Origin of the sequence: Acinetobacter shaoyimingii (assembly GCF_011578045.1) — a bacterium.
Taxonomy (GTDB): Bacteria; Pseudomonadota; Gammaproteobacteria; order Pseudomonadales; family Moraxellaceae; genus Acinetobacter; species Acinetobacter shaoyimingii.
The window spans coordinates 118,082-131,791 of sequence record NZ_CP049801.1; the positions used below are offsets into that span (position 1 = coordinate 118,082).

Consider the following 13,710-nt stretch of genomic DNA (forward strand, 5'->3'; position numbering starts at 1 on the left):
CATGAACATAAATGTTTTCGGAACAACGCTGCAAGCCGCAGTCTTTGCAGGGTTGTTTGCTGAGTATGGACATCAGGTATATTGGTGCTTGAATGAGTTGGAAACTGAAACTCAGTGTACAACTCAATATCAAGACAACAATGTCAATCAGCTGATTCAAAAGCAAATTCAAAAAGGCTTTTTAAAACTACAAAAGTTTTCTGAGCTTAATTTCGATCATCAAGTCTGTTTCATGAGTTTGGCTTCTTCTGAATATGAACGAGCAAAAAGCATTATTCAGAAAATTGTTCAAAAGCCCTATCAACGACCAAAGCTATTTATTAACGGTTCGACTTTTGGTCTAAATGGAACCAAGCAATTGTCTGAATTGAGTGATTCGACTGATTGTTGGGCATATCTTCCTGATAATATTCAAGAAGGGAATGCTTTAAATAGTGTTACCCAAATGCAAAAAATCATTTTTGGTATTGATCAACAGCGCACAGCAAAATTGATCCAAGAGCTATTTAGACCTTTGTTTCCAGCTAAACACCAATACCTTTTTATGCCATTATTGGATGCTGAATTTACCAAGCTCAGTATTTCAGGCATGTTGGCGACACGTATTAGCTATATGAATGACTTGGCTTTGGTGTCTGAAAAGTTAGGGATTGATATTTCAAATGTTCAGCAGGGTTTGGCGGCAGATAGCCGAATTGGATCTTCTTATTTATTACCTGGTGCAGGCTTTGGTGGTGAAAACTTCTCACATGATATTTTAACGTTATCCAATACGGTCTCTGGGACTGGAGCGAAAAGTCGTTTATTGGAACAGGTTTGGAATATTAACGAGCAGCAGAAAGAAATTTTGTTCCGTAAATTATGGAATTATTTTGAGGGTGATCTTAAAGGCAAAAAAATTGCGATATGGGGTGCATCCTTTAAAGAAAATACCTCCAGTATCCAAAATGCCTCGATTCATGCCATGCTCAATGCACTTTGGGCACAAGGCGTAATTGTACAATTGCATGATCCTGAAGCCTTGGAACAGATTGCAAAGCAATATGGCGGTCGTCCAGATTTAATTTTATTTGAGGACCAGTATCAGGCAACAGAAAATGCAGATGCATTATGCTTGATGACAGCGTGGAAGCAGTATTGGAGCCCCGATTTTGGCCGTCTAAAGCAATATATGCATCACCCACTTATTTTGGATGGTCGTAATATATTTGATCCTGAGTTTGTGAAGGCGCAAGGATTTGCATATCAAGGAGTGGGTCGCTCATGAACAATACAAAATCAGCGATCACTCACGATCTTCGTGACTTAGCATCGATTAAAAAAGATCAGCATCTGAATCAGTTATTTGCAGATGATTCGGAACGTTTTCATCGTTATACCTTGAATTTCGATCAATTGGTTTTCGATTTTAGTAAGCATCGCATCGATCAAGATGTGATTGACGGGTTGGTGAAACTGGCTGAATCCAAAGACTTGAATCAATGGATTAACAGATTTTTTTCAACTGAAAAAATTAACTATACCGAACAACGTGCAGCCATGCATTGGGCACTTCGTTTGCCTGAAGATCATCAATCTCATCATGAAATTCATGAGCAAGTTCATGTTCAGCTTGAGCGTATGTTTAAACTCGTCAATCAAATACATGCAGGCCAGTATCGTGGTTGTACAGGGGAAGTCATTCAAGATGTGGTGAATATTGGTGTAGGTGGGTCAGACTTAGGTCCACTGATGGTGAGCCATGCTTTATCAGACTATAAAGTCAAAACCACCAAACCATTGAACGTACACTTTGTGTCGACCATGGATGGCAGTCAGTTATCCGATCTACTGCATCAATTACGTCCAGAAACGACACTCTTTATTATTTCATCTAAGTCTTTTGGCACGATTGATACGCTTTCAAATGCACAAACCGTTCGTCAGTGGTTGGAAAAATCATTGGGTGATCAAGGTCATGTGGTGAAACATCATTTTGTTGGGGTGTCGACTAAGCCTGAAAAGATGACAGAGTGGGGTATTGCTCCTGAAAACCAATTCTTACTTTGGGATTGGGTTGGTGGACGTTATTCACTTTGGTCGTGTATTGGTTTGCCCATTGCACTGAATATAGGTGTAGAAGGGTTTAAACAGTTATTGGCTGGCGCACATGCGATTGATCAGCATTTTCAAACTGCACCTTTGGCACAAAACATCCCAGTGATGATGGGGCTTTTAGGTATTTGGAATAATAATTTTCTGAATATTCAAACGCATGCTGTGTTGCCTTATGATGGTCGATTAAAATATTTTGCATCGTATTTGCAACAATTGGAAATGGAGTCCAATGGTAAATCGATTGAGCGTGACAATCAAAAAGTGAATTTTGATACCTGTCCCATTATTTGGGGTGAGGTCGGGCCAAATGCCCAACACGCTTTTTATCAATTGCTCCATCAAGGAACACATTCGGTCAGTTGTGACTTTATTGCACCAGTGCATCGTTATAATGCCAATCAATTCACCTACGCAGAAAATGCAGAGGCTTTGGTCGAGCAACATCACTTGGCATTGTCGAATTGTTTAGCTCAGTCAAGATTGTTAGCTTTTGGTAATCAAGCGCTGAATCAATCTGAACTCTCAGATTTACCTTTATATAAACAGTATCAAGGAAATCAGCCAAGTACGACCATCTTGCTTAATGAGCTCAGTCCATTTAGTCTAGGTATGTTGGTTGCATTATATGAACATAAAGTTTTTGTCCAATCGGTAATCTGGAATATAAACCCATTTGACCAATGGGGCGTAGAAAAAGGCAAAGAAATTGCCAATCAAATTCTCCCAATTCTGAATGGAACACAACAAGATTTAAGTCAGCTCGACGAATCTACGCGTGGTTTGATTCAGATTTTATTAAATAACAAAATGTGAGGGTTAGTCATTGGCTAAGATCTTAGTAACAGGTGGCGCGGGTTATATTGGTTCGCATACATGTGTGGAATTATTATCTGCCGGTCATGACGTTGTTGTATATGACAACCTATCGAATAGTTCACAAGAGTCCTTGGTTCGAGTACAAGCACTCACGGGTAAAACCTTAAGCTTTGTTGAGGGTGATATTCGTGATGCAGAAGCTTTAGATCAGGTCTTTTCTCAGCATAAAATTGATGCTGTGATTCATTTTGCTGGTCTAAAGGCAGTTGGAGAAAGTCAGCAAATTCCACTGGCTTATTTTGATAATAATATTGCAGGTTCAATTAGCTTGGCAAAAGCGATGGAGCGTGCAGGGGTGTTTACCTTGGTATTTAGTTCATCTGCGACGGTTTATGATGAAGCCAATGTATCGCCTTTAAGTGAAGATATGCCAACAGGTATGCCAAGTAATAATTATGGCTATACCAAGTTAATCGTTGAACAATTATTAGAAAAGTTGGCTGTTGCCGATGAGCGATGGTCCATTGCATTACTGCGTTATTTCAATCCAGTGGGTGCACATAAGAGTGGGCAAATTGGCGAAGACCCTCAAGGGATTCCAAATAACCTAATGCCATTTGTTACTCAAGTAGCAGTCGGACGTCGTGAAAAATTATCGATTTTTGGTGATGACTACGACACTGTTGATGGTACAGGCGTACGTGATTATATTCATGTGGTCGATTTGGCCAATGCACATTTATGCGCCTTGAATAATCGTCTGAAAAATACGGGATGTCGTGCTTGGAATATTGGTACAGGCAATGGTTCTTCAGTACTCCAAGTGAAGAATGCTTTCGAAAAGGTCAATGGTGTACCTGTGGCTTTTGAGATTGCACCACGTCGCTCTGGCGATGTTGCAACGTCGTTTGCGGACAATGCACGAGCTGTTGCCGAGCTTGGTTGGACACCGAAATACCAACTTGAAGACATGTTGGCAGACAGCTGGAATTGGCAAAAGCAAAATCCAAAGGGTTATCAAAAATAATCGATACGAATTTGGGACATAGAAAAGGAGCGTAAACGCTCCTTTTTTTATTGAATGATGATTAACCTTGAATCAGTTGGGTTAATTCATCGACATAAACTTGCATTGGTTGTGGGTTTTTGTCTAAACGACTTTCAATATTTAAACGCAATAATGGCTCAGTATTAGAAGCACGTACGTTTAAACGCCATGCTCCAAAATCTAAACTTACGCCATCGGTTTGATCAATTGCAGGGTTTTGATCTGCAAAATGATCAAAGATTTTTTGAATGGTCTTTTGAGTGTCTTCGACTTTAAAGTTGATTTCACCACTACATGGGAATTTAGTGATCATGCCCTCAACCAAGCTTGAGAGTGACTGTTTTGTCTCAGATAACACAACAACAGCCAATAACCATGGGATCATGCCGCTATCACAGTATGCAAAATCACGGAAGTAATGGTGCGCGCTCATTTCACCACCGTATACGGCATTGTGCTCGCGCATGACATCTTTAATAAAAGCATGCCCAGATTTAGATTGAACCGCAACACCATTAAATTGTTCAACAATGTCTAAAGTGTTCCAAATTAGACGTGGGTCATGAACAATTTTTTCGTCAGACTGTTTTAGTAAAAATGCTTGAGCAAGTAGACCAACGATATAATAGCCCTCAATGAATTGACCTTTTTCGTCAAAGAGGAAACAACGGTCAAAGTCACCATCCCATGCAATTCCCATATCAGCGCCATGGATTAAAACTGCATCACGTGTACTACCACGGTTTTCAACCAAGATTGGATTGGGGATACCATTTGGAAAATGTCCATTTGGTTCATTATGCACTTTAATGAATTCGATCGGGACATTCAGTTCTTTAAATTTTGCTTCTATCGCATCAATGACATGACCTGCAGCACCATTACCTGCATTCATCACCAATCTTAATGGGCGAATTTTTGCAGGGTCGATATAAGTCATCAGGTAGTCGATAAACTCAGGCAAAATATTATATTTTTGTGTTTTACCTTTAATCTTTACTTCAGAAAAATTTTCAGTTTCAGCAAGGGTTTGAATTTCTTTTAAACCTGTATCTGCACTAATTGGACGAGCATTTTCACGCACCAATTTCATACCGTTATAATCCATCGGATTGTGACTTGCGGTGATTTCAATGCCACCCTGAACATCTAAATGAAATGCACCGAAATACACTTCTTCTGTTCCTGTTAAGCCTAAATCTAATACATCAACACCTGCATCATTGAGACCGCGAATGGTGGCTTGCTTAAGTTCTTCACTGGTTAAGCGAACATCACAGCCAACTACAATGGTTTTAGGTTGATATATTTGTCCATATGCACGCCCGATTTTGTAGGCGATCTCATTATTTAACTCTGTGCCGAGTTTTCCGCGAATGTCATAAGCCTTAAAACAAGTGAGTTTATTCATAATGCAGTCTTTAGTCTGATGTCTTTAAATTTATTTAAATTATAGCCTAGGTCACCGGTGCTTTGATGGAGAGAAATATTAAAATATGTGGCTCTCGACTAAGTTTTTGTTGTAATGCCGATAAATCACTTACAAGCATTTGATCTTGTTCAGTTATGTTTAGGAGCACTGAAATATTTTTTGATTTTAGGTATTTGATTTGAAAATTTTTAAGTGAAAATTTTGTTAATTGATATAAGTTTTCTTTTATTTTTTAGAGTCTTATTGGATTATTATCGTTATATTTACAACAAAAAATTTAATAAAATTTCTTTAAATTAAAGTATATTTTTTAGTAAAACAGAAAGGTTTAAATGGATAAAAATATTGTTCATATGCTCTATCATTTTTTAAAATTTAATTTTGAAGAAATAAACCCGAGTGAATTTCGAAGATCGGCAATATGATAAAAAATGAAAAATAACTGACAAACTATTGTGACATAAGCCTCCATGCTTCAAAAATTTATATTTAAAATATTATGAATCAGTCTGAAAATATGTAATTAAAATAGAATTTTTATTCATAACAACCAAAAGAATATTATATTTTGAAATCGATTGTTTATTTTTTTTGCATTTAAAATTTAGATTATAAAATAAATCTATCTATTGTTTAATTTTACTAATACACTAAAAATATTAATTATTTTCTTTGTAAATATTAATGATGCCAGTATGATATCTGTTACTTATACCTGAATATGATTCACTATAAAGTCTAAATTTATGGAATTTTCGTCACTAAAAAAAATGCCTCGAATTAAACCTCGTAGCGGTTTAAAAGTCATGTATATGGCAATTCGTGCACTATTATTACGAGAATTACAAACCCGTTTTGGGCAATTTCGATTAGGTTATGTTTGGGTATTTTTAGAGCCATTATTTTCAATTGGTATTATGCTCTTTTTGTTTGGTGCAATAATGCAAAGAACATTACCTGGAATAGATTATGAGATTTTTCTGATCAATGGGATTCTTCCATTTTTTATGTTTCGTTCAGGTGTGACTCAGGCATTAAACGCAATACAGTCCAATAAGGGATTGTTTAGCTACCGTCCTGTAAAGCCTATAGATGCATTATTGGCAAGAAATTTTTTAGAATTTTTACTTAATTTCATGACCTATATATTGTTTTCTTCTGCATTTTTGTGGTTTGGCTACAGTATTAGTTTTGAGCATATTCCTGAATTGATTTTCTATTGGTCGCTACTATTTATTTTTATGGTCGCGTTTAGTTTGATTTTTATGGTTATTGGCGACTTTTCAAAAGAGATAGGGAAGTTTCTTTCAGTAGCATTTTTAATCCTTTATTTTCTGTCGGGGATTCTATATTCAATTCATATTATTCCTGTTCAGTATAGAGAATATCTACTCTGGAATCCTTTGATTCATATTATTGAATTGATGCGGCATGCTGTTGCGCCAACCTACGAATTGGTTAGTGGAATTCGCTTAAGTTATTTTGTGATTTGGATCATTGCCTCTTTATTTATTGGTTTACTCCTATATAAGCGTTTCGAACGACAAATGGTGAAATCAAAATGATCGAATTAAAGGGGTTAACAAAATCATTTGTCACGCCTAAAGGACGTCATTACGTTTTCAAAGATCTCAATGTCGTTTTGCCAGAAAATAAAAGCGTGGCATTACTTGGGAAAAATGGTGCTGGTAAAAGTACGTTATTAAGAATTATTGGTGGAATTGATTTTGCTGATGCAGGCCAAGTCATTACTAAAAAATCAATTTCATGGCCAGTTGCATTATCTGGTGGTTTTCAAGGCAGTTTAACTGCGCGTCAAAACGTACGCTTTGTTGCACGTCTATATGTCGATAATGAAGAACAAATAGACTACGTCGTGCGCTTCGTCGAAGAATTCGCGGAGATTGGAAAATATTACGATATGCCGATTAAAAGCTATTCAAATGGTATGCGCAGTCGAATTGGTTTTGGGCTAAGTATGGCATTTAACTTTGATTATTATTTACTTGATGAAGTCGGGGCAGTGGGTGACGCATCATTTCGTAAAAAAAGTCAAAATCTCCTCAATGATTTAAAAGAAAGCTCCAACATTATTATGGTTTCACATGATTTAAGAGATTTAACTCAAAATTGTGACGTTGCTTTATTGGTTCGTGATGGCAAAGCAGAATATTTTGAAGATGTACTCGAAGCAGTAGAGGTATATAAAGCTTATGCAAACTAAAATAAATAAACGACTATTCATTGCATATAGCTGTTTTGTCTTCCTTCCATTGCTCGTGATTATACTCTATTTGACTATAGTCGCTCAGGATCGTTATAAGTCATCCTCAATAATTTTGGTGAAACAAGTCAGTGATTCAGTCGTACCTGATACCACGGGTTTAACGGCTTTGCTCGGTGTGCCAAATACAAGTGCGGAAGATTCTCAGATTCTAAAAAAATATATTGTTTCGCGCGATATGGTAGAAAAACTCGATCATCAATTGAATATTCGCAAAGAATTTAATGGTGTAAAAGATCCAATATTTGCTCTAAAGAAAGATGCAACCATTGAAGAGTTGGTCGAGTATTTTAACAAGGTCGTCCAAATTGATCTGGACGAGAAAACCATGATGTTAGAAGTTTCATCTCAAGGTTTTAGTCCAGAATTTTCGTTAAAGCTTAACCAAGAAATTTTAAAACAGAGTGATGCATTCATTAATGATATTTCTCTAAATATTGCGCTTGAGCAACAAACGTTTGCGGAAAAGCAACTGGTAGAATCAACTCTACAATTGAAACAAGCACGTGATACATTATTGGATTATCAAAATAAAAATGAAATTTTTGATCCTGAATTACAAGCTAAAGCCGTTGCAACCTTAATTGCTGGTTTACAGGCAAATATAGCGCAATTAAGAACGGAAGAAAGGACTTTACTGAGTTACTTAACATCTGAAGCCCCTCAAGTGGTTGCTATAAAAAGTCAGATTGAATCTGTTGAAAAGCAAATCGAAGCTGAAAGTGCCAAATTGACCTCGCCAAATAATGCCAAACTGAATAAAAACGTTGCTGATTTTGAGGAGCTTAAAGCCCAAGTTACTTTTGCAACAGATCTTTATAAATTGTCTTTAACTTCTCTTGAAAAGGCGAGACTTGAAGCATCACGCAAATTAAAAAAATTGGTCGTTATTTCAAAACCCCGCTTAGCGCAAGATGCATTATATCCACGCAAAATTTACCTGAGTATTACTTCATTTATTTTACTCAATATTTTATTTGGTATTGGGCTTTTAATTCATTCGATTGTTCGTGAGCACAGGGAATAAATAGTGAAAAAATATCTATTACTTTCAATTATACCTATGATGAGTGCTACGGTAAGTCATTCATTTGATAGCAATAATATGTTACCTCAAGAGTTGCTGGTGAATAGTTTATCACCAACTCAAAATATGCCACAAAGTGCGGATCAATCGATATTGTCAAGTCAGTCAGTGGTAGATTTATCACCAACTAGTTCATTGAAATATCAAACGAATAATAAAATGTTTGGTTCGCAACTCTTCAAAGGTGCATTTGCAACATCAACAGGAACTACTTTTAACAGCAGTTATAAAATTAACCCTGGCGATAATATTAATTTAAGGTTGTGGGGCGCATATCAGTTTGCAGGAACTCAGGCTGTTGACCCTCAGGGAAATATTTTTATTCCCAATATTGGACCAGTGAAAGTTTCAGGTGTAAGTAACGGACAGTTGCAGTCTTTAATTGAATCACAGGTACGCCGAATATATGTGGCGAATGTTGGAGTATATGCATCATTAGAACAAGCCCAACCCGTTAAAGTTTTAGTTACTGGCTTTGTAAATCAGCCGGGCAATTATGGTGGTTTAGCAAATGATACTGCACTCGCATATTTGGATCGGGCGGGAGGCGTAGATCCTGAACGTGGTAGTTACATTAATATTCGAATTTTACGTAATGGACAATTCATACAAAATGTAGATCTATATGAGTTTCTAGTAAAGGGGAAAATTCAAAACTTTTCATTTCGTGATGGTGACGTGATTGTTGTCGGTGCTCGCACGCATACCTTTAATATTTCAGGTGAAGTTTATAATGCTTATGATTTTGAGTTTGACCAACCTGTAGTTTCAGTAGCACAAGCTTTATCTGTAGCAAAACTTAAGCCTGGGGCGACCAATGTCAGCATCATGCGTCGCCAAGGCACGGAATATAGAAGTGAATACTACTCTTTAGCAGAAGCTCAGCATGTCTATATTCAAGATGGAGATGTCTTAACAGTTACAGCAGATCGTTATGCTGGAACCATTCAAGTGCGTGTAGAAGGTGCACATAATGGCGCACATGCGGTGGTTTTACCGTATGGGGCAAAATTGTCTGATGTGCTGAATCAATTGAAACCGAATAGTCTTGCAGAATTAGATTCTTTGCAATTATTTCGTCCGTCAGTGGCTGAACGTCAAAAGGAAATGCTGAATGTTTCTTTGGATAAGTTAGAAGAAGCAACGCTGTCTGTTCGTTCGAGTACTCAAGAAGAAGCAAATCTGCGTGTTAAAGATGCAGAACTTGTTAAACAGTTCATTGCAAAAGCACGTCAAGTTGAACCTAAAGGTCAAGTCGTTTTAGATCCACAGAATTTTGATGAAGTTATTTTGGAACAAGGGGATATTTTAAAAATTCCTGAGCGTACCTCTGTGATTATGGTGCATGGCGAAGTGACTTTCCCGAATGGTGTTGCTTGGCAAAAAGGCATGAAGGCAGAAGATTATATTGGTGAAGTGGGTGGCTTTACTCAAAAATCGAACCGTTCGAAGTTGGTGGTGATTCATCAAAATGGAGCAGCTGAATTGGTTAAATCTTCGTATGTGATTCAGCAAGGTGATGAGATTTTAGTGTTGCCACGTATGCAAACTAAAGCTGTAGAACTTGCGCGCGGTTTAACTCAAATTCTTTATCAAATCGCAGTTGCTGGGAAAATAGCTCTTAATTGGTAATCAGTATTTATAAGTATTTAGTGGAAATTTTATGAAAATATTCATTTGTTCAGATTTTTTAATGACTAAAGAGAAAGAACAATTTAGTAACTTAAAATGGGTTTATGACTTATTTAGAAGACCAATAGAGCAATCTACTGGTATAGAGCCACAAAAAATGATTAGCTCTTTAGTAAATACTAAATATTTTAGTAGAAAAAAATTCTTTAAATTATCTGATATAGATTTGAATATTGAGCATACGCAATTTTATTATAATGATGAATTAATTAATGATGCATCTTTAAGTTATTTGAAAGAATTTATACCACAAGATAATCTTATTGTTGGATATGAATTGTCACTACAAACTAGAAATTTACTAACCAGAGCTAATATTAACTATATTGATATTTGGTTACACCCAATAAGATTTTTAGATGATATTCTTTTTGGATTTTCAAGTAATAATACGAAAATTTTTGAAAAATTAAAAAAATTTAATTTTGATGAAAAAATCTATGAACTTTATGCAGATAAAATTAAAATTCAAAGTTACAAAGGCTTTAAAAGATCTAATTTTGAAATAAGTCCTAATTCAGCTTTATTTGTGGGTCAAACTTTAGAAGACAAAGCCATCTGTAGAGATGGGAAGATGCTAACTGTTTTAGATTTTAAAGAAAAGTTTGAAGCTGCTACTGCCTATTATAATAAAGTTTATTATTCTAGACACCCTTATGTAAAGTCCGGGGATGAAGAAGTTTTAAAGTATGTTAAAAAATTTAAAAATGTTGAAGTTGTAGATTGGCCTGTATATGCAATGCTTTCATCAGAAAAGTTAAAATATGTCTTTTCTGTTTCCAGCTCAGTGGTTCATGAAGCAAAACCATTTGGGAAAAAAACCGAGTTTTTATATAGACCAATCTTTAACTTAAAAAATGACTACGCTATCGATAATTATATATCAATATATCAAGAATTCGTTTCACCACATTTTTGGGCAACGATTCTGACTCCTTTATTACCCACTAAGAAAGTACAAAGAGTAGTATACTTAAATGAAAAAGATAAGCTAAGAGATATGCTGGCATTTTATTGGAGTTATGGGACTATTGATAAAACAGAAATGTTAAGAAAGCAATTAAATGCAGTGGATAATATAGTCCAGAAATTTAAACAAAAGCCAAAAAGTATAAATAAAAGTAAGCTTGCTTTGGATGATAAGAAGGTAAGTTTAATTAATAAACAAAAAATTTATGATGAAATGGAAAAAAAATTGAAAGCAAACAAAGTCGTAAGCTTTGATATATTTGATACCCTACTAGTTCGTCCATTCGCAAAACCAGATGATTTATTTAATTATATGCAGGATGATGTAATTAAGATTTCAGAAAAACTGACAAATTTTAGAGAAATTAGATTAAATGTAAGAAAAGATGTGCCTTTAGATAAAGTTAAGGGCGAGGAAGTACCCTTATTTGAGCGATATAAAGTTATAGGTGAAAAATATGATTTAAATGAGGAGCAAGTCAATAAGTTATATAATTTAGAATTAGATTATGAATTTAAGTTAATCAGAGCAAGAGAAATAGGGGTTCATCTATTCAATCTAGCATTGAAGTTGAAGAAAAAAGTTATAATAATTTCTGATACCTTTTTTGATAAGGCATTTATATTAAAGCTTTTAAATAAAAATGGAATAAAAGGTTATAGTGAAATATACCTATCCTCAGAGATTGGTCTTTTAAAAGCTACATCAAATATTTATCCATACGTTATAGATAAACTTAATATTTCAGCTTCAGATATCCTTCATATTGGTGATAATCATGTTGTGGATATAGTGAATAGTAAAAAGCATGGAATTAATAGTCTTTATTTGCAATCGACTATGAATGTATTAGATAAGAATACACTATTAGGCCGTGAAATTAAAAATTCTGATAATGTTTTTAACTCTATTGTTAAAGGGCTTATAGCTAATAAGATTTGTGATAATTCATTGATTGTTAATAATAGTTATGTCAATGGAAGTTTAGATAATTTTGGATATTCGATCTTTGGTCCTATACTATTAGGTTTTACACAATGGATTTTAAAAGAAGCAAAAAATGATCAAATTGACAAGCTGTTTTTCTTGGCTAGAGATGGTGAGATTATATATAAGGCATCAAAAATAGTTGGTAAGTTTATAGATATTAATTCTGATATGTCTTATTTATATGGTTCGAGAAGAGGGCTTAATGTACCGGCATTAAAAAATAAAGATGATCTAGTTAGAATGTTGAGTGTTAATTTTAATCCTATTAATTTAAATAAATTGATGGAACAAAGATTTGGAGTGCATATTGAAAATACTCCGCTTGAAGTTATTCAAAGATGTGGTCTAACTTCAGTCAATCAAGTTGTTAATTATAAGGAACATAGAGAAAATTTAATTAAGTTCATTCATCATATATCTGATGACATTCTTTTAAATGCAAAGAAAGAAAGAGAGAATATTCTTAAATATTATAAAAATGAAGGTGTTTATAATACAGATAAAAGGAATGCTATAGTCGATATTGGTCATAATGGTACTATGCAAAAGTCGATTATGGATTTGAGAAAAAATTCAAAGATTAATGGATATTACTTTGTAACTTATGAGGGTATTAGTAATATTATCTCTGACAAAATTTTTGGAAAAGGTTGTTGGTTTGATGCTGTATCTCCTAAAGATAAAGAACATCCTTATGTTAAAAATATTTTGATGTTTGAAATGCTATTTTTAAATGAAAGTGGTTCTTTTGTTAAAATGGATGAAAAAAATGGCTCCTTTACACCAATTAAGCTCTCTACGATTGGAGAGGAAAAACGTATTAATGCCATTAAAGAAATTCATAAAGGGGCATTAAATTTTATTGAAGATTTCATGACGATTTATAATAAAAATTTTTATGATCTTAATATAGTAATGGATGAAATTGTAAATCCGTATTTAAATTTTCTTAAATCACCATGCTATACCGATGTAAAAATTTTCGAAGGCGTAAACTTCGAAAACTACTATAGTGGCAGAAATCATAGATCATTACTTGAGTCTATGAACAATCAATCGCCAATATGGCCTGAAGGTGCTGAACTTTATGAAATGTATAAAGTAGATGATGATAAATCATCTTCTTTAATTAGGAATCCAATAACTTCATTTATTTTAAAAACAGTTTCTGACAAAGGGCTTATTAGTGATAAAAAAATCCAAAAATTGAATAGAGATCCAAAATCTTTTTTTGAAGATAGTTCTCTTATTTCAATAAGATTTGTAGGAAAAAAATTGAGTAAATGGTTGTAAT

Annotated in this window: 9 protein-coding genes; 8 read left to right on the plus strand and 1 reads right to left on the minus strand. The window is 34.6% G+C overall.

Translation table 11 applies throughout. The features are described 5' to 3' along the window. Position 1 precedes the first annotated feature (1 nt). From G8E00_RS00560 to galE, 3 genes are read left to right on the plus strand one after another with little or no spacing between them, the layout of a single operon-like run. Positions 2 to 1,267 (plus strand): nucleotide sugar dehydrogenase, encoded by a 1,266-nt coding sequence (locus G8E00_RS00560; protein ID WP_166008895.1) that lies wholly within the window; start codon positions 2 to 4, stop codon positions 1,265 to 1,267. Next, entirely contained in the window at positions 1,264 to 2,910 is a 1,647-nt protein-coding gene (gene pgi, locus G8E00_RS00565) for a glucose-6-phosphate isomerase (protein WP_166221290.1), read from the plus strand. The genes G8E00_RS00560 and pgi overlap by 4 nt, the downstream gene beginning before the upstream one ends. 10 nt (positions 2,911 to 2,920) lie before the next feature. Beyond that, on the plus strand, positions 2,921 to 3,940 hold the full coding sequence (gene galE, locus G8E00_RS00570) for a UDP-glucose 4-epimerase GalE (RefSeq protein WP_166221292.1): 1,020 nt from the start codon (positions 2,921 to 2,923) through the stop codon (positions 3,938 to 3,940). A 61-nt stretch (positions 3,941 to 4,001) separates the two neighbouring features. Here galE and G8E00_RS00575 read toward each other — a convergent pair whose 3' ends face one another. Further along, positions 4,002 to 5,372: a phosphohexomutase domain-containing protein gene (locus G8E00_RS00575; protein ID WP_166221294.1), complete on the minus strand. Its 1,371-nt coding sequence runs from the start codon at positions 5,370 to 5,372 to the stop codon at positions 4,002 to 4,004. An 827-nt stretch (positions 5,373 to 6,199) separates the two neighbouring features. Between G8E00_RS00575 and G8E00_RS00580 the strand changes: the two genes are divergently transcribed. Genes G8E00_RS00580 through G8E00_RS00600 form a run of 5 tightly spaced genes read left to right on the plus strand, consistent with a single transcriptional unit; the run spans position 6,200 to position 13,709 of the window. Continuing rightward, positions 6,200 to 6,958 carry an ABC transporter permease gene (locus tag G8E00_RS00580; protein WP_166221296.1) on the plus strand — a complete coding sequence of 253 codons (759 nt, stop codon included), beginning with the start codon at positions 6,200 to 6,202 and terminating at the stop codon, positions 6,956 to 6,958. After that, a complete protein-coding gene (locus G8E00_RS00585) occupies positions 6,955 to 7,617 on the plus strand; it encodes an ABC transporter ATP-binding protein (protein ID WP_166221298.1) in 663 nt (220 codons plus the stop codon). The genes G8E00_RS00580 and G8E00_RS00585 overlap by 4 nt, the downstream gene beginning before the upstream one ends. Then, on the plus strand, positions 7,607 to 8,704 hold the full coding sequence (locus G8E00_RS00590) for a capsule biosynthesis protein (protein ID WP_166221300.1): 1,098 nt from the start codon (positions 7,607 to 7,609) through the stop codon (positions 8,702 to 8,704). The genes G8E00_RS00585 and G8E00_RS00590 overlap by 11 nt, the downstream gene beginning before the upstream one ends. Before the next feature lie 36 nt (positions 8,705 to 8,740). Continuing rightward, complete coding sequence (locus G8E00_RS00595; RefSeq protein ID WP_406741457.1) at positions 8,741 to 10,396, plus strand: polysaccharide biosynthesis/export family protein; 1,656 nt, start codon at positions 8,741 to 8,743, stop codon at positions 10,394 to 10,396. A 31-nt stretch (positions 10,397 to 10,427) separates the two neighbouring features. Beyond that, the gene (locus G8E00_RS00600) at positions 10,428 to 13,709 is read left to right on the plus strand and encodes an HAD-IA family hydrolase (protein WP_166221304.1); all 3,282 of its coding nucleotides are present in this window, start codon (positions 10,428 to 10,430) and stop codon (positions 13,707 to 13,709) included. Position 13,710 lies beyond the last annotated feature (1 nt).

Coding starts and splice junctions, on each gene's coding strand:
- G8E00_RS00575 (WP_166221294.1), bottom strand. CDS start 5,372: ATGAATAAACTCACTTGTTTTAAGGCTTATGACATTCGCGGAAAACTC.
- G8E00_RS00560 (WP_166008895.1), top strand. CDS start 2: ATGAACATAAATGTTTTCGGAACAACGCTGCAAGCCGCAGTCTTTGCA.
- G8E00_RS00590 (WP_166221300.1), top strand. CDS start 7,607: ATGCAAACTAAAATAAATAAACGACTATTCATTGCATATAGCTGTTTT.
- pgi (WP_166221290.1), top strand. CDS start 1,264: ATGAACAATACAAAATCAGCGATCACTCACGATCTTCGTGACTTAGCA.
- G8E00_RS00585 (WP_166221298.1), top strand. CDS start 6,955: ATGATCGAATTAAAGGGGTTAACAAAATCATTTGTCACGCCTAAAGGA.
- G8E00_RS00595 (WP_406741457.1), top strand. CDS start 8,741: ATGATGAGTGCTACGGTAAGTCATTCATTTGATAGCAATAATATGTTA.
- G8E00_RS00580 (WP_166221296.1), top strand. CDS start 6,200: ATGTATATGGCAATTCGTGCACTATTATTACGAGAATTACAAACCCGT.
- G8E00_RS00600 (WP_166221304.1), top strand. CDS start 10,428: ATGAAAATATTCATTTGTTCAGATTTTTTAATGACTAAAGAGAAAGAA.